Genomic DNA, 16,768 nt, shown 5'->3' with positions numbered 1-16,768 from the left:
GTGGTACTCGAACGGTGGACAGATTCTCGGCTGTGGAACGCGCGCTGCGCGGGGCACCGCCCCACGCTCTTCTCGAAGCAGTGCGGGACGCGCTCACTGCCCACTACGCGGCCGTCTCCGTCGACCTGCTCATGGCCGACTACGCGATGACCATACTGCAACCGGTCAACGCCCTCCCGTACACCGCCGAGCCCGTCCCGGTACACACCAGCGCGCCGGGACGCGCTTTCGGGTCCCAGCAACCGTATGTGGAAAGACAGCCGCAGGGCACCGATGTGGTCGCTCATTTTCCCGTCAGCGTGCGCGGAGACCGCATCGGCGTCCTCACCGTCCGCTTCCCCGCCGGCGGCTACACCCGCGAGACCGAGCGGGAGCTGCAGAACATCGCCGAGGTCCTCGGGCACGAGATCGTCGTGGCCGAACGCGACACCGACCTGTACCTCCAGGCCCGCCGGGCCAGTCGCCTCACCCTCGCGGCCGAGATGCAGTGGCAGCTGCTGCCCGGCCGGGCCTGTTCGCGCCCGGAGTACGAGATCGGGGCGCAGCTCGAGCCCGCCTACGCCATCCACGGCGACAACTTCGACTGGTCCGCCTCCGCCGACCACCTCACCCTCACCGTCACCAACGGCATGGGGGAGGGCATCGAGGCCGCGCTCCTGACGAACCTGGCCATCAACGCGCTCCGCAACGCCCGCCGGGCCGGACTCTCCCTCTCCGACCAGGCCTGCCTCGCCGACCAGGCCATCTACGGCCACTACCACGGAGCCGCGCACCTCTCCGTTCTCCTCCTGCGCTTCGACGTCGCGACCGGGGAAGCGGAGATCGTGGACGCCGGATCGCCGAAGATGTGGCGGCTGAGGAACGGTAAACCGGAACCGATCGAACTGGAGGCGCAGCTGCCGCTCGGCATGTTCGAGGACACGCTCTACACGGCCCAGCCCTTCCGGGTCCTCCGCGGCGACCGTCTCTTCTTCGTCAGCGACGGCGTCTACGACGTCGCCTCACCGGCCGGGGAGCGCTACAGCGACAAGGCGCTCGCCCGCGCGATGACCGCGACCCGCCTGCTTCCGCCCTCCCAGGTGCCCCGCGCGGTGCTGCAGGAACTCGCCGGTCACCGCGGCCCCATCGACGCGGAGGACGACGCCATGGTCGTCTGCCTGGACTGGCACGGGCGGCCGTAACCCGCCGGGCCCGGGCCTCCGCCTACCACGGCAGGAAGACGTGGATCTCCTTCCCCGGCCCGTCCCGTACCACCTCGACCTCCCCGAGCGCCCGCACGATGTGCCAGCCCAGGCCCCCGGGGACCCGAGCGGACCGACGGGGCACGGGCTTCGGAGGTCGCGGATTGGTGTCGCCCACCATGACGTGGACCCCGTCGAAGGTGCGCCGGAGCCGCAGCGTGAACGGCCCGGGGGCGTACTGCACGGCGTTCGCCGCCAGCTCCGTGACCACGAGCAGGACGTCGTCCCGGCTGTCGGGCTGCGCGGGGGGATCGGCGTACGCGAGCGTGTCGAGGAACAGGCCGGCCGCGACCCGCGCGTCCGTGACGTCTCCGAGATGTCCTTCGAATCGCGTGCTGATGCTCTCGCCGACTTCGTCGCGCATTCCATCCCAGTCGTCCTTGAGCGGCCCCGATACCATTCTCGGCCTCCCATCTGTCCGTCTGATGCGAATTGTCCGCATGCCCGGATGGGGGTGATCTACTCACTCCCATGGGCACCCGCACCCCGTCGATCTACACTGAATGAACACCGAATCCTTTCGAGCTGAGGGAAAAGACGGCGCGACGTGGACAGACTCATTGCCGTCGACAGGGCCCTGAGGGCCGGCGCGCCCCACACGCTCCTGGAGATCGTGACGACCGCCCTGATGACGGAATACGGCGCGGAGCGGGTGGAGCTCCGGCTCGCCGACTACGCGGTCCGCTCGCTCCAGGCGGTCGAGCGCGGCCCCCGAACGACCGAACCGGTGGGCATCCACGACAGCCCCCAGGGGCGGGCCTTCGGATCGCAGGAACCGGTGGTGGTCGCGGACACCGCCACCGGCGCGTCCGACGTGCACCTCCCCGTCACCATCCGTGGCGACCGGATGGGGGTGCTCTCCGTCCGGCTTCCCGGCGACTGCCCCCTCGACACCGTCCTCCCGGAGATGCGGCACATCTGCGAGGCGCTCGGCCACGAGATCCTCGTCGCCGAACGGGACACCGACCTCTACGTCCTCGCCCGCCGCGCGGCGCGCCTCACCCTGGCGGCGGAGATGCAGTGGCAGCTCCTGCCCGGGCGGGCCTGCTCCCGCACGGAGTTCTCGCTGGGGGCGCACCTGGAGCCCGCATACGCCATCCTCGGCGACAACTACGACTGGTCCATCTCCGCGGACGATCTGACCCTCACCGTCACCAACGGCATGGGGCAGGGCATCGACGCCGCCCTCCTGACCAATCTGGCGGTCAACGCCCTGCGCAACGCCCGGCGGGCCGGCCTGGATCTGGCCGGACAGGCGGCCCTGGCCGATCAAGCGGTGTACGCGCAGTACCGCGGACGTACCTACGTGTCCGTGCTCCTGCTGCGCTTCACGCTGGCCACCGGGAAGGTCGAAGTGGTCGACGCGGGGTCACCGCGGGCCTGGCGGATGCGCGCGGGCGTCGTGGAGCCGCTGAGGTTCGAGGCTCAGCTGCCGCTGGGCATGTTCGAGGACACCCCGTACCACACGCAGTCCTTCACCGTGGAGCCCGGTGACCGACTGCTCTTCGCCAGCGACGGGGTCTACACCGCCCCGTCCTCCACGAGCGAGACCTACGGGGAGCGGGCCCTGGCCCGTTCGCTCGGCGCCACCCGGCTGCTGCCCCCGAGCCAGGTGCCGGCCGCCGTTCTCCGTGACCTCGTGGCGCACCACGGGGAAAGCCCGCTGGACGACGACGCCCTCGTGGTGTGCCTCGACTGGTACGGCCCGTCTCCCGCTCTTGCCTGACCCGCGACCGTCACCGCCCGTCAGGCGAAGACCACGCACGCGGCGGCCGGTACCTCCAGGGCGCCCGCGCGGGACAGCCGTCCACTCTGCGGGTCGACGTCGAACCAGGTGACGTCGCCGGACCACTCGTTGGCCACGTAGAGCCTGCGCCCGGACGGGTCCGGCACGAGGTCGCGCGGCCAGACGCCACCGCACTCCACGGCCTCCGTGAACCGCGGTTTCTCCGCCCCGTCGGCGAGCGAGAAGGTGACGATCGTGTTCCGCCCGCGCACCGCCGCCCGTACGAACCGGCCGTCGGAGGAGACCGCGACGACCGACGGGTGGGCCCGTACGCCGTCCGGACCGGGATCGGGGTCGACGTCGACCTCCGTGAGCGGCTCCAGGCGCCCGGACGCCGGGTCCCACTGGCAGACGGTGAGCAGCGGCTCCAGCTCGTGCAGTACGTAGACGACCTCGCCGTCCGGGTGGAAGGCGAGGTGCCGCGGCCCCGACCCGGCGCGCAGCACCGTCTCGGCCCGCACGCGCGGCTCCCCGGTGTCCGCGTCGAGCGCGCAGACGCGTACCGTGTCCGTCCCCAGGTCCACGGTGAGCACCCACCGGCCGCTCGGATCGGGCAGCACCTGGTGGGCGTGCGGCCCTTCCTGCCGGTCGGGGTCCGGGCCCGAGCCCCGGTGCGCGAGCACGGCCGGAGGCCCGCCCAGGCCGCCGTCGGCCGCCAGCGGCAGGCTGCTCACGCTCCCGGAGACGTAGTTGGCGGTCAGCAGCCGCCGCCCGGCCACGCTGAGATGCGTGGGGCCCGCGCCCCCCACCTCGGCCGCGGCCCCGAGCGGGGTGAGGCCCCCGGTGGCCGGCCGGAAGGCCGCGGCCCGGCCCGGTTCCGTCTCGCTCACGGCATACAGCACCCCGGTGTCCGGCGCGAGCGCCAGCCACGAGGGGTTCACGACGGTGTCGACGGCCGCGACCGGGGTCAGCGCCCCCGTCGCCGGGTCCACGGCCGCGACCGTGATGCCGCGCCCGCCGCCCGAGGTGTACGAGCCGATGTACGCCCGCGGTCCACCGCTCCCGTCCGCGTGCTCCGTGCCCTCGCCCACCGGGTGCTCCTCTCGCCGTCCTCCGGTCCTCCATGATGTGCGGCACGCGGCCGTCCCCGCCCCGCCCACTGGGCCGTCCGGGGGCCTCCCCGGGGTGTCGGTCCGGGGGAGCGGGGCACAAGGGCTCCATGACCGTTTCGAAGACAAGTGTCCTGGTTCTGGACAGTGCCGAACCCGAGGCCCTGGCGGAGTTCTACGCGTCCTTACTGGGCGGCCACGCCCAGCGGGGGACCGACCCCGACTTCATCGAGGTCCTCGACCACGACGGCGTACGCCTGGCCGTACGCCGCGACCACGGGTACGCGCCCCCGAGCTGGCCGCGCCCCGACGACGCCCAGCAGGCGCACCTGCACATCCTGGTCGCCCAGGAGGACATGGACGAGGCCGAGCGCGAGGCCGTCAGCCTGGGCGCCCGTCCCGTCGAGACCAGGGACAACTCCGGGCCGCGCGACGTGCGGACGTACTCCGACCCGGCCGGGCACTCCTTCGTCCTCGCCGCCCGGGAGGGCCGCTCGTCCGTCGCGTGACGCACGTTACTCGTGCGTTCCGCACGGCTCTTTGCTGACAGTTGTGACTGTTGGCCGCCCCCGATCCAGTGGCACTGTCTTCCTCGTCGCCGACCGAGGGAGCAGGAGTGAACAAGGGGTACGCCACCTTCTGCGACGCGGACCGCCACTTCTACGACGCGCCGCATCGGCTGTCGCTCGAGGGCCAGGGGCCGTACGCACTGGCGCTCTCGCCCGTACCGGAGGGCTGGCAGCGGCACCGCAGCGGCGACTGGCTGGCCCTGCGGCCGGTACGGCACACCCTGCCCGCGCAAGGGTGGAAGATCCACGTGTCGGCGTGCCTCGACAACGCGGAAACGATCCTCTCCCGCACCGCCGACTACTGCCTCACCCACGGCATCGCCTTCAAGTTCATCCCGAGCCGCTACCTGCTCCACAACCGCAACGCCAAGTACGCCGACCGCGCCGCCAGCGGGAAGTTCCTCACCGTCTACCCCGCCGACGACGAGCAGTGCCACCGCGTCGCGAGCGACCTCGACGCCCTGCTCGCCGGCGAGGCCGGCCCGTACATCCTCAGCGACCTGCGCTGGGGCCGGGGCCCGGTGTACCTGCGCTACGGCAGCTTCACCCAGCGCCACTGCTACGACGACAAGGGCGAGCTGCGTCCCGCCGTCGAGGACCCCGACGGACGGCTCGTCCCCGACCTGCGCGGCCCCGCCTTCCAGACGCCCGCCTGGGTCACGCTGCCCGACTTCCTCCGGCCGCACCTGGACGCCCGGCAGAACGTCACCGTCGCCTCCATGCCGTACACCGTCGAACGCGCCCTGCACTTCTCCAACGGCGGAGGCGTGTACGTCGCCCATGACACCCGCACCGGCGAGAAGGTCGTCCTCAAGGAGGCCCGCCCGCACGCCGGGCTCGCCGCCGACGGCGCCGACGCCGTCACCCGCCTCCACCGCGAACGCGAGGCGCTCCAGCGGCTCACCGGCCTGGGCTGCACTCCCGAGGTGCGGGACCACTTCACCCTCGGCGACCACCACTTCCTCGCGTTGCAGTACGTCGAGGGCAAGCCGCTCAACACCTTCTTCGCCCGCCGTCACCCGCTCATCGAGGCCGACCCCACCCCCGAGAGCCTCGCCGACTACACCGAGTGGGCTCTGCGCATCCACCGGCTCGTGGAGGAGGCCGTCGAGGCGGTCCACGCGCGCGGTGTCGTCTTCAACGACCTGCACCTGTTCAACATCATGGTCTCCGAGGACGAGGAGTCCGTCGTCCTCCTCGACTTCGAGGCCGCCGCGCACATCGACGAGGGCCGCCGGCAGACCGTCGCCAACCCCGCCTTCGTCGCCCCCGCCGACCGGCGCGGATTCGACGTCGACCGCTACGCCCTCGCCTGCCTGCGCCTGGCGCTCTTCGTCCCGCTCACCAGCCTCCTCCCGCTCGACCCGCACAAGGCACGGCACCTGGCCGACATCGCCGCCGCCCACTTCCCCGTACCGCGCGCCTTCCTCGACGAGGCGGTCGCCGAGATAGCCCCCGGCCCCGGTCCCACGCCGTACTTACCCGTCGAACCGGCCGACTGGCCCCGCAGCCGCGACTCCCTGGTCCGCGCCGTCACCGCCTCCGCCACGCCCCATCGCGACGACCGGTTCTTCCCCGGCGACATCGCCCAGTTCGCCACCGCGGCGGGCGGGATGAGCCTCGGCTACGGCACGGCCGGAGTCCTGTACGCACTCGCCGAGACCGGCGCCCCCCGCCACACGGCCGCCGAGGAATGGCTCCTCGAACACACCAAGCAGCCCCCCTCCGGCAGTCCGCTCGGCCTCTACGACGGCCTCTCCGGCATCGCCTGGTCCCTGCACCGGCTCGGGCACCCCGAACGCGCCCTGGAACTCGTCGAACTCGCCCTCGCCCGCCCCTGGGACGACATCGCGCCCGACCTGCACAGCGGTCTCGCGGGCCTCGGCCTCGCCCTCGACGCGCTCGGCCTCCACGACGCCGCCCTGCGCTGCGCGGACCTCACCACCCGCGCCCTGCCCACCCGGGCCGGGCTCCTCCACGGCTCCTCCGGGCCCGCCCTGCTCTACCTGCGCCTGTACGAACGCACCGGCGACACCGGGCTCCTCGACCTCGCCGCCGACGCCCTCCGCCGCGACCTCGACCGCTGCGTGCACGGCGCGGGCGGCACCCTCCAGGTCGACGAGGGCTGGCGGACGATGCCGTACCTCGGTGCCGGGAGCGTCGGCATCGGCATGGTGCTCGACGACTTCGCCGCCCACCGCGACGACGAGCGCTTCGCACAGGCCCGGACCGAGATCGCACGGGCCGCGCAGGCCACCTTCTACGCCCAGCCCGGGCTGTTCCGCGGCGCGGCCGGCATGGTGCTGTACCTCAGCCGCACCACCGCGCCCGGGGTCCGGCCCGCCGACGTACGCCGCCAGATCGACGCCCTCACCCGGCACGCCGTGCCGTACCAGGGGCATCTGGCCTTCCCCGGCGAGCAGATGATGCGGCTGTCGATGGACCTCTCCACGGGGACCGCCGGCTGCCTGCTCGCCCTCGGCAGCGCCGCCACCGACGGCGTGGCGCAGCTGCCGTTCCTCCCGCCGCTGCGGCGGCCCCAAGGACCGGTCCCACCCGGGACCGTGAAGAAGCACACCGTCCCCACAGAAGGGAAACGATCATGACGCTTCTCGACCTGCAGTCGATGGAGACCCCCAAGGAAGAGGCCACGGGCGACGTCGCCACGGGCAGCCGCGCGAGCCTGCTGCTCTGCGGTGACAGCAGCCTGAGCGTCACCACCTGCAACTGACGCGGGTCGGCCGCCCGGTGCCGACATCGTGCGGCCACCGGCCCCGGCCCGGGCGGGCAATCCCCGCCCGGGCCGGGGCCGGCTCCGTCGCGCGCGGCGCCGTGTGCCCCGGCCCCATGCCGACGCCCGCACGCCCCGCCGGGCACGGCCCCGGGGCCGGGAACCGACGAGGAAGGACACGTCCCGGATGCCCAGGCCGGCCCCCGCAGACGCCGCGCTCCTCCGCGCCGCCCGCCCCAGCGCCGTCCACGCCGCGGCGCTCCTCCTCTGTTCCCTCGCCTCCGCCGCCGCCACCCTCGCCGAACCCGCCGCCCTCGGGCACACCCTCGACCTGCTGCTCGCCGGCGCGCCCGCCGCGCCCCGCTGGGTCGCGCTGTGCGCCCTGCTCATCGGCGCCGACCTGGTGCTCGACGCCGCCGTGGCGTGGCTGACCGGCGTGACCAACGCCCGGACGACGGCCCGGCTGCGCACGCACGTCCTCGCCCGGCTGCTGCGTACCGCGCCGCACCACGCGACCGCGCGCTTCCCGCCCGGAGACCTGGCGACACGGCTCACCGCCAACGCCACCGAGGCCGGCACGGTCCCCGCCACCGCCGCGAGCGCCGCCGCGTCGGTGCTCCCGCCGCTGGGCGCGCTGGTGGCGCTGTTCCTCATCGACTGGCGTACGGCGGCCGCCTTCCTCGCCGGCGTACCCCTGCTCCTGCTGCTGCTGCGCGCGTTCGCCCGCCACTCCTCGGACAGCGTCGCCCGTTACCAGCGCGTGCAGTCGGGCATCGCGGACCGCCTCGTCGAGGCCCTCGCCGGGGCGCGTACCGTCGCCGCCGCCGGGACCGCCGCGTACGAGCGGCGGCGCGTCCTGTCCACGCTGCCCGAACTCGGCGCCGAGGGGCGGCGGATGTGGCGCGTGTACGGCGCCGCCGTCGCCCGCAGCGGGGTGCTGATGCCGCTGCTCGTCTGCCTCGTCCTCGCCGTCGGCGGGCTGCGCCTCGCGTCCGGCGCCCTCGGCGTCGGCGAGCTGCTGGCGGCCTCGCGGTACGCGGCGCTCGCCGCGGGCGTCGGCGCGGTGGCCGGACTGCTGGGCGCCCTGGTCCGGGGCCGGACCGCCGCCCGCCGCACGACCGAGCCGCTGACGCTGCCGCCCCTCGCGTACGGGGCGGGGAGCCTGCCCCCGGGCGGCCCCGGCACGCTCGTGTTGCGCGGCGTCGGCGTCGTACGCGACGGAACGGCCGTGCTGCACGGCATCGACGTCGTGGTGCCCGGCGGCGCGACGGTCGCGGTGGTCGGCCGCTCGGGGGCGGGCAAGTCGCTGTTGGCGGCCGTCGCGGGCCGGCTCACCGACCCCGACGACGGCGAGGTCCTGCTCGACGGCGTCCCGCTGCGCTTCCTCGACCGGGGAGAGCTGCGCCGCGAGGTCGGCTACGCCTTCGCGCGCCCGGCGCTGTTCGGCGCGACGGTCGCGGACGCCCTGGCCTTCGGCGCGCGCACGCCGCCGACCGGCGCCCTGTGCGCGGCGGCCCGCGCGGCGGGCGCGGACGGCTTCATCGAGCGACTGCCCGGCGGTTACGGCACCCCGCTGCCGGACGCGCCCCTGTCCGGCGGGGAGCTCCAACGCCTGGGCCTGGCGCGCGCCTTCGCCCATGCGGGGCGGTTGCTGATCCTCGACGACGCCACGTCCAGCCTGGACACCCTCACCGAACGGGAGGTACAGCGGGCGCTGACCCGCGACGTACGCCACGGCACCCGGCTCGTGATCGCCCACCGGCTCTCCTCGGCGGCCCGCGCCGACCTGGTGATCTGGCTGGACGAAGGCCGTGTACGCGCCACCGGGCCGCACCCGGAGCTGTGGCGGGACCCGGCCTACCGGGCGGTCTTCGCCGCGACGACCGACGGAACCGCGGCGACCGACGGAACCGCGGCGACCGGCGGAACCGCGGCGACCGACGGAACCGCGGTCACCCACGGAACCGTGACGACCGACGGGACCGCGTCATGACGGGCCATGGCCCGCTGCGCCGCGTCCTCCCGCAGGGGCGCCGCTTCCTGCTGCGCCGACGGCGCGCCCTGCTCACCCTGGTCGGCTGGTCGCTGCTGGAATCGGCCCACACCTTCCTCACCGGTTACGGCGTCGCCCGCGCCCTGGACGACGGTTTCCTCGCGGGGCGTACCGGCACGGGCCTGCTGTGGCTGGCGGTCGCCGCGGCCGCGGCGCTGCTGGGTGGCTTCGCCGTACGCGGGGTGTTCGCGGGGCTCGCCGGTCTGGTGGAGCCGCTGCGGGACGGGCTGGTGCGCCGGGCGGTGTCGCAGGCCCTGGCCGCGGCGGTGTCCGACCCGGCGCGGTCGGACGGCGCCGCCGCCACGAACAGCGCGGCGGTCTCGCGGCTCGTGCACCAGACGGAGATGGCCCGGGACAGTTTCGCGGGACTCGTCCTCACCGCCCGGTCGTTCGTCTTCACGGCGCTGGGCGCGCTGCTCGGGATGGCCTCGCTGGCGCCCGCGCTGCTGCTCGTGGTGGTGCCGCCGCTGCTGCTGGGACTGCTGCTGTTCCTCGCCACCCTGGCGCCGATGGCCGCCGCGCAGCGGGCCTTCCTCGACACGGACGAGGCCCTGTCCGCCCGGGTCGGCGCGGTGGGGGCGGGGCTCCGCGACGTGGTGGCGTGCGGCGGGCAGGACCGGGTCGCCGAGGACGTGGGCGCACTGATCGGCGCGGAGGCGCGCCTGTCGCGCCGCCTCGCCCGATGGGCGGGGGTGCGCACCCTCGCGCTGGGCGCGGCGGGGCGGCTGCCGGTCGTGGCCCTGCTGGTGGCGACGCCGTGGCTGCTCGGGCGCGGGGTCACCGCGGGAGCCCTGCTCGGCGCGCTCACCTACCTCGTCCAGGCGCTGCTGCCCGCGCTGCACACGCTGATGACGGCGCTGGGCGCGGCGGGGACCCGGCTCCTGGTGGTGCTGGACCGGTTCGGCACGGAGGAGCCGGCGCTCCCGGGCGCTGTGCCGTCCATACGGCACAGTCCTCGCCCCGGCGGCAGTGCGGCCGCCGCCGTCGAACTGCGCGGTGTCACCTTCGCGTACGGCCCCCGCGCCCGCCCCGTGCTCGACGGCCTCGACCTGGTCGTCGAGCCGGGGGAGCACCTCGCGGTGGTCGGCCCCAGCGGCATCGGGAAGTCCACGCTGACGGCCGTGCTGGCCGGGCTGCTCACCCCGACCGGGGGCACGGTCCTCGTCGACGGCGCCCCCGCACGCGTCCACGACGGCCCGCCCGGACCGGACCCGCGCCGCGTCCTGCTGCCGCAGCAGGCCCACGTCTTCAGCGGCACGGTCCTGGACAACCTCCGCTACCTGCGGCCCGGTGCGCGGCCCGCCGAGGTGGAGAAGACCGTCGCGGCGCTCCGCATCGAACCCCTGGTGCGGCGGCTCGGCGGCCTCGACGCGGTGGTCGACCCCGGCAGGCTGTCGCAGGGGGAGCGGCAGCTCCTGGCCCTGGCCCGCGCCCACCTCTCCGCGGCCCCGCTGCTCCTCCTCGACGAGGCGACCTGCCACCTGGACCCGGAGACCGAGGAACACGCGGAGCGCACGCTCGCCGCGCGCCCGGGCACCCTGGTCGTCGTCGCCCACCGGCTGTCGTCGGCCGTACGGGCGGACCGCGTCCTGGTGCTGGACGGTACGCGGGCGGCGTGCGCGCCGCACGAGGAACTGCTGGACACCTCGCCGCTCTACCGCGATCTCGCGGGCGTCTCCCACGGGTGAGCCGTCCGGCTCGCCCTCACACCCACCCCGCGCCCTGCGAGATACGGATGGCGTCTATCCGGTTGCGCGCGCCGACCTTCCGGGTGGCCGACGCCATGTAGTTGCGCACGGTGCCGTTGGACAGGTGCAGTCCTCTGGCGATCTCGGCGATGGACTCGCCCTCCGCCGCCCGCGCCAGCACGCTCAACTCCCGCGCGGTCAGCGGCATCCGGGACGCCTCGAGAAAGCCGAAGGCGAGCGATTCGTCGACGAACCGCTCGCCTGCCGCGACTTTGCGGATGGCCCTCACCAGGCGGCGTGGGGAGCTGTCCTTGTCGACGTAGCCCAGCGCTCTCGCCTCGAAGGCCTTGCGCAGCGAACCGGGGCGCCCCGCCGAGGCGAGCACCAGCAGACCGCTGCGGGAGCCGAGGGCCGCACTGCCGCCGGACCGTCCGTCCTCCCACAGCGTCGCGGTGCCCGGACAGTCGAGGTCGACCACGCACACGTCGGGCCGTAACGACTCCGTCTCGCGCAGCGCCGTGCACCAGCCGCCGGTGGAGACCTCGAACGACTCCTCCGACCCCTCCGATTCCCTGGTGAGCAGCGCCGCCAGCGCCGACCGCAACAGGGCGACGCTGTGCAGGACAAGCACCTTCGTCATGGCGGTTCCCCTCCCGATGGCGGCCCGGCGCTTCCCGGGCGCTCGCATGCCACACATGCGACTGCCCCGGACGCGGGGGCAGGAACCTTTCGCTGGGGCGTACGGGGCGCGCGGTACGGACCAACGGGCGCCCCCTGTGCGCCTCGTGCGCCGCCGTGCGCCCCCCTGCCGTCCGATGGGCCGTCAGGACCGCTCGTACGCGGTGAAGGGCGAGGACCGGTACCCCGCCTGTCCGGTGATCAGCAGCCCCCGGTATTCGAACAGCGTGTCCCCGACGGAGACCCGGTCGTGGAACCCGCGGTTGTCGAGTTCCTCGCCGGTGGCGGCGTCGAAGAGGTCGCCGTCGGCGAGCATGTGATCGTCCACCTTGGTGAGAACGGTGAGCTTCCCGTCCTGGAGGTGCAGGCCCCAGGCCTGGGCGCCGTCGATGTGCTCGTCCGTGCCACTGCAGCGGCGATCATCATACGAGCAGTGGTGGGGAGGGGCGGATGGCTGCCGGCGGGCGGACAGCCGCGGCTCCCGCCCCTACTCGTAGGCCACGGCGCCGTCCTGCTCGGCCAGGTGGGCCACCCCGGCGCCGTCCGCCCGGTCCATCAGCCGCGCCAGCTCGACCCGGGAGCGCACCTGGAGCAGCGCGAAGACGTTGCGCAGGTGGTGGTCGACGGTGCGCGGGCTGATCGACAGCCACGCGGCCACCTCGCGGTTCGTGGCCCCCTCGGCGACGCAGCGCGCGATCCGCAACTGCTGCGGCGTCAGTACCGGAAGCACTCCGGCCGGTTCCCGCCGGGGCCCCGACGCCTCGCCCGTGGCGCGGAGTTCGGCTCGTGTCTGCTCGGCCCAGGGGAGGGCGCCACACCGTTCGAAGGCGACGAGGGCGTCCCGCAGCCTGCCCCGCGCCTCGCGCGGACGGCGCCGGCGCCGCAGCCACTTGCCGTGCAGCAGCAGCGTGCGCGCGGTCTCGAAGTCGCCGCCCGCCTCCTCGTGGCGGCGCAGCGCCTCCCGGAAGAGGGCGTCCGCCTCCTCCGCCTCACACGCGAGCAGCGCCCGGCACCGCGCCAGCTGCGCCGGGGCCTGCGCGTCCGCGCCGAGCGCCGCCCAGACGGCGAACTCCGCGGCCGCCGCCCGCGCGTCCCCGCACAGCCCGGCCGGCACGGCCGCCTCGACGAAGCACGGCACGGCGAGCATCCGCACGCCGAAGTGGCCCCGGCGCGGCCCCGGCCGCACCAGCGGCCCGAGCCGGGCGGCGGCGTCGGCCGCCCGCCCCCGTCCGAGATCGGCGCGGGCCGCCGCCCATTCGGCGAGCGTGGCGGCCTGGGCCAGGCCGTGCGCCCGCGCGACCGCCAGGGCGTGCCCCACGTGGCGCGCCACGGCCCCGGCGTCGCCCTCCACCGATGCGACCAGCGCGAGTACGGCGTGCTGGTGCGCGACGACGTTGCGCAGCCCGGCCCGGTGGGCCCCGCCCAGGCCCTGCCGCGCGTGCGCCCGCGCCAGCGCGTGCCGCCCGGCCCGCAGCTCCGCGTACGCCAGGTGCTCCAGCACCCGGGGCTCCAGCGCGGTCAGGCCCCGGGCCCGGGCGAGCGCCAGCGCGCGGGCGCCGGCGCGGCAGGCGCCCGCGCTGTCGCCGAGCACCAGCGCGGCGGCCCCGGCCCGCAGCAGCCGCACGGGGTCGTCGTCCCCCGCGGCCCGGCGCACCACCCGGCGCAGCGGCTCCCGCGCCCGGTCCAGCCGCCCACCGAGCGCCGCGTACAGCCCGGTCCGGTAGTCGTACGACACCCCGGGCTCGTCGGGCGAACGCTCCGGCGGCCCTCCCTCGCCGCCGAGCGCGGCCAGGCACGCCGCCACATCGCCCATCGCCCACCCGGCCTCGACGGCGGCGAGCCGCGCGGCCAGCGCGCGCTCAGGGTCGTACGGGCCCAGCAGCGCGGCCGCCACCAGCAGCTCCGCGTGGGCGTCACCGACGGGGCCGTCGTACAGGGCGAGGGTGCCGCGCACCAGCTCGGCCCGGCCGCGCACGGCTCCGTGCGCGGCCTGCCGCGCGGCGGCGAGCAGCTCCCGCGCCCGCCGCGGATCCCCGGCCGCCACGGCGAGCTCGGCGGCCGCCGTCAGCCGCGCCGCCCGGGTGGCGCCGTCGCCGCTGAGCTCGGCGGCGCGGGCCAGGGCCGACGCCCGCTCCGGCGGCGTGCCGCCCGCCTCCGCGGCCGCCTCCAGCGCCGCCGCCAGGCCCGCGTCCGGACCCTCGGCGGCGAGGGCGCGGTGGAGGAGGTGCGGCAGCCGGTGGTCCTCGCCGCCGAGGGCCGCGGCGAGCAGCGCGTGCGCGGTGCGCCGCCGCGACAGCGGGGCCCCCGCGAGGACCGTGCGCCGCAGCAGCGCGCTCTCGAACCGGATCGTCTCCTCCCCGATCCTCAGGACGCCCGCCGCCTCGGCCGCGTCCAGCGCCCCGGGCCCGATCCCGGCGGCCCGGGCGGCCCGCAGCACCACGGCCGCGTCCGCGCCGCCGCCTCCCGGCGCGAGCTCCTGCGCGGCGGCCGCCAGCAGCACCATGAACCCGGTGTCGGGCGGCAGCCCCGACAGCCGCCCGCCGAACGTCCGCGAGAGCGTGCCGCCGTCGACGAGCGGCCGGGGCAGCGGCGCGTCCCCGGTGAGCTGTGCCGGGGTGAGGCCCCCGACGACCGCCGCGACGAGCGCGGGATTGCCCTCGGTCTCGTACGCCAGCTCCCGCAGCAGCTCCTCCCGCACCGCCGGATCGGCGGCGCCGCCGGTGATTCCGGCCGCCAGCTCGTCCACCAGCGCGGCCACGGCCCGGTCCGCCAGCGGTGCGAGGCGCACCACCGGCACCCCCGCGAACTCGGGGTCCCGCACCCGGTGCGCGGCCACGGACACCAGCAGCCCGACGGTACGCAGCGACTCGGGGCGCCGGGCCGCGAAGCCGAGCGCGGCGCGCGACGGGGTGTCCCACAAGTGCGCGTCGTCGACGCACACCAGCAGGGGGCGTGCCTCCGGGGCGGCCCCGCGCAGCAGCTCGGCCAGTCCGCCCGGCTCCAGCCCGCCGCGCAGGACACCGGCCGCCCCGCGGACCCCGGCGGCGGAGAGCAGCGCGTGCACCCCGCTGTACGGAACGCCCCGCTCGACCGCCACCGCCCGCGTGTGCGCCACGCGCCCGTAGTCCCCGAACCGAGCGGCGGCGTGGTCGAGGAGCGCGGTGCGGCCGAGGCCGGGCTCTCCGGCGACGAGGAGGGCGCCTCCGTGGCCGGACCGCACCCGCTCCAGCAGGGCCGCCACGGCGTCGAGTTCAGCGCTCCGGCCGTATATCCCGGTCACACACAGCACGTTACTTCCGCGTAACGACAGCCGGAAGCGGCGTTGGGCACGCGCCCAACGCCGCCGGTCCAACTCTGTGCCCGGGCACCGCGTCCTGGTGTCACGAGGTGTGCGGGCAGGTGCCCCGGTACTCCTCGATGGTCAGGCTCGGCCGCGGGATCGGGCAGAGGAACTGCTCGTAGCGGGTGTCGTTGTCGATGAACCGCTTGAGCCACGAAATGCTGTACTTGGCGATCGTGGTGTCGGAGGTGTTCGGCGCGAAGTGGCTGGCGTTGTTCAGCTCCAGGTACGCCTTGTCGAGCGTGCTCGGCAGGCTCGTGTAGAACGGCTCCGAGTGCGAGGAGACCGGCGCGATCGTGTCGTTGTCGGCGCCGATGAGCAGCGTCGGCGTCTTGATCTCCGGCCAGCTCTTGTCGGTGTTCCAGGCGGTGAGCGGTATCGCGGCCTGGAGGGACGGCCGGCTCTTGGCGGCCTCCAGCGAACCGCCGCCGCCCATGGAGTGGCCCATCACGCCGAGCCGGGTGGCGTCGATCCGGCCGCGTACGGAGCTGCGCTGCGTCAGGTAGTCCAGCGCGGCGAGGAGCTGGCGGCCGCGGCTGTCCGGCTGGTCGAGGGTGGTGTTGGTGTCGATGGTGAAGACCACGAAGCCCTGCGAGGCGAGCCGGGGGCCGTACCAGGCGATGGAGGACTGGGTCCCGGTGTAGCCGGGGGAGATGGCCACGGCTCCGAAGGTTCCGTCGGCGGTGGTGGTGGGGTAGTAGATGGTGCCCCCGCCGAACCCGGTGACCGCCAGGGAGGAGACCTCCGTCTGGGAGACCGCGTAGGGGCCGCGGACGGCTTCGATGCTCGCGGTGGTCGGTGCCGGGCCGCGCTCGTAGGGGTTCTCGGCGGCCTGCGCGCCCGGCGTGATTGTCAGGGTCATGCCAAGGCAGGTGGTGGCGATGAACGCCGCCAGAGTGGATCTCTTCACGACTGAGTCGTCCTCTCGGTCGTGGCGGGGCAGCCCGGTGTGCTCGCGGTGACAGGATCACCGCCGGGCGGAACCGCCGTGTTCGCTGGGGTGCCACTGTCCCGGCGCCCGCGCCACACCGGCATCGGTGGAATCACCGGTCGTCACCAGGGGTACGCGGCGGACGTCCCGGTAGGACGGTCGGCACGACGAGGAGCGTGACCCCCCATGGACCAGACCGACGCGGCGCCCAGCCGCAGGACGGCCCCCGACGGCGTGACCGAGTTGCCCACGGTGAGCAGCCTCGCGGAACTGGGCGACCTGGTGGAACGCCACGGCGAGCTCTACGTCCGGTGGTCCCGCAGCCCCGCCGACGACGTGAAGGACACGCACAGCGCCGACCACCTCACCGGCATCACCATGCCCGGCCTCTCGGCGAACCCCCTCCAGGTCGAGACCTGGTGGGAGGACCGCCCCGTGCGGCTGTGGGTGGCCCGGCGCCTCTACGACTACTGCCACCTGCGCGAGGAACGGGACGGCGACGTACGCCCCTGGGCCCTGCGCGGCCGCGAGGTGGGCCGCGGCCCGGACAACGAGCCGCTGGTCCGCGACATCGAGCCGGTCTGCTGGATCGACCTCAAGGTCATCGAGGAGGCCGAGCGCGAGGTCGCGCGCCAGCGCCGCCCCTGGGGCCCCATGCGCAGGTGAGACCCGCCCGGCCCGCCCGGCCCGTCCGGCCCGTCC

Annotated in this window: 13 protein-coding genes and 1 pseudogene; 8 read left to right on the top strand and 6 right to left on the bottom strand. The window is 75.1% G+C overall.

Translation table 11 applies throughout. The features are described 5' to 3' along the window. Positions 1–14 precede the first annotated feature (14 nt). Positions 15–1,181 (top strand): PP2C family protein-serine/threonine phosphatase, encoded by a 1,167-nt coding sequence (locus AB0A69_RS14665; protein ID WP_361420393.1) that lies wholly within the window; start codon positions 15–17, stop codon positions 1,179–1,181. Positions 1,182–1,203: 22 nt separating this feature from the next. Here AB0A69_RS14665 and AB0A69_RS14660 read toward each other — a convergent pair whose 3' ends face one another. Then, a complete protein-coding gene (locus AB0A69_RS14660; RefSeq protein ID WP_361420390.1) occupies positions 1,204–1,605 on the bottom strand; it encodes an ATP-binding protein in 402 nt (133 codons plus the stop codon). A 183-nt stretch (positions 1,606–1,788) separates the two neighbouring features. Between AB0A69_RS14660 and AB0A69_RS14655 the strand changes: the two genes are divergently transcribed. Beyond that, on the top strand, positions 1,789–2,967 hold the full coding sequence (locus tag AB0A69_RS14655; protein WP_361420387.1) for a PP2C family protein-serine/threonine phosphatase: 1,179 nt from the start codon (positions 1,789–1,791) through the stop codon (positions 2,965–2,967). 20 nt (positions 2,968–2,987) lie between these two features. Here the strand turns inward: AB0A69_RS14655 and AB0A69_RS14650 are convergent, their stop codons facing one another. Then, positions 2,988–4,058 (bottom strand): lactonase family protein, encoded by a 1,071-nt coding sequence (locus tag AB0A69_RS14650; protein ID WP_361420384.1) that lies wholly within the window; start codon positions 4,056–4,058, stop codon positions 2,988–2,990. 128 nt (positions 4,059–4,186) lie between these two features. Here AB0A69_RS14650 and AB0A69_RS14645 point away from each other — a divergent pair, with 128 nt between their 5' ends. The 5 genes and pseudogenes from AB0A69_RS14645 to AB0A69_RS14625 form a co-directional block, all read left to right on the top strand. Continuing rightward, positions 4,187–4,585 (top strand): VOC family protein, encoded by a 399-nt coding sequence (locus AB0A69_RS14645; protein WP_361420381.1) that lies wholly within the window; start codon positions 4,187–4,189, stop codon positions 4,583–4,585. 107 nt (positions 4,586–4,692) lie between these two features. Next, entirely contained in the window at positions 4,693–7,251 is a 2,559-nt protein-coding gene (gene lanKC, locus AB0A69_RS14640) for a class III lanthionine synthetase LanKC (RefSeq protein ID WP_361420378.1), read from the top strand. After that, on the top strand, positions 7,248–7,376 hold the full coding sequence (locus AB0A69_RS14635) for a SapB/AmfS family lanthipeptide (RefSeq protein ID WP_058940762.1): 129 nt from the start codon (positions 7,248–7,250) through the stop codon (positions 7,374–7,376). Before lanKC ends, AB0A69_RS14635 begins: the two co-directional genes overlap by 4 nt. A gap of 187 nt (positions 7,377–7,563) precedes the next feature. Beyond that, the gene (locus AB0A69_RS14630; RefSeq protein ID WP_361420375.1) at positions 7,564–9,369 is read left to right on the top strand and encodes an ABC transporter ATP-binding protein; all 1,806 of its coding nucleotides are present in this window, start codon (positions 7,564–7,566) and stop codon (positions 9,367–9,369) included. Further along, a pseudogene (locus AB0A69_RS14625) lies at positions 9,366–11,102 on the top strand (ABC transporter ATP-binding protein); the annotation flags it as partial. The gene AB0A69_RS14630 and the pseudogene AB0A69_RS14625, both read left to right, overlap by 4 nt. Before the next feature lie 31 nt (positions 11,103–11,133). Here the strand turns inward: AB0A69_RS14625 and AB0A69_RS14620 are convergent. The 4 genes from AB0A69_RS14620 to AB0A69_RS14605 all read right to left on the bottom strand — a co-directional run bounded on the left by AB0A69_RS14620 (position 11,134) and on the right by AB0A69_RS14605 (position 15,997). After that, complete coding sequence (locus AB0A69_RS14620; protein ID WP_361420372.1) at positions 11,134–11,757, bottom strand: response regulator transcription factor; 624 nt, start codon at positions 11,755–11,757, stop codon at positions 11,134–11,136. Between the two features lie 183 nt (positions 11,758–11,940). Next, positions 11,941–12,123: a hypothetical protein gene (locus tag AB0A69_RS14615; RefSeq protein WP_361420369.1), complete on the bottom strand. Its 183-nt coding sequence runs from the start codon at positions 12,121–12,123 to the stop codon at positions 11,941–11,943. Between the two features lie 159 nt (positions 12,124–12,282). After that, positions 12,283–15,075 carry a LuxR family transcriptional regulator gene (locus AB0A69_RS14610; protein WP_361420367.1) on the bottom strand — a complete coding sequence of 931 codons (2,793 nt, stop codon included), beginning with the start codon at positions 15,073–15,075 and terminating at the stop codon, positions 12,283–12,285. 100 nt (positions 15,076–15,175) lie between these two features. Continuing rightward, a complete protein-coding gene (locus tag AB0A69_RS14605) occupies positions 15,176–15,997 on the bottom strand; it encodes a dienelactone hydrolase family protein (RefSeq protein ID WP_361420798.1) in 822 nt (273 codons plus the stop codon). A gap of 255 nt (positions 15,998–16,252) precedes the next feature. On the opposite strand from AB0A69_RS14605, the gene AB0A69_RS14600 reads away from it, so the two are divergent. Beyond that, a complete protein-coding gene (locus AB0A69_RS14600; protein WP_361420364.1) occupies positions 16,253–16,732 on the top strand; it encodes a DUF6098 family protein in 480 nt (159 codons plus the stop codon). Positions 16,733–16,768: the final 36 nt, after the last annotated feature.

Source organism: Streptomyces sp. NPDC045431 (assembly GCF_040646655.1).
Classification (GTDB): domain Bacteria; phylum Actinomycetota; class Actinomycetes; order Streptomycetales; family Streptomycetaceae; genus Streptomyces.
This window is presented reverse-complemented; position numbering and strand designations above follow the sequence as displayed.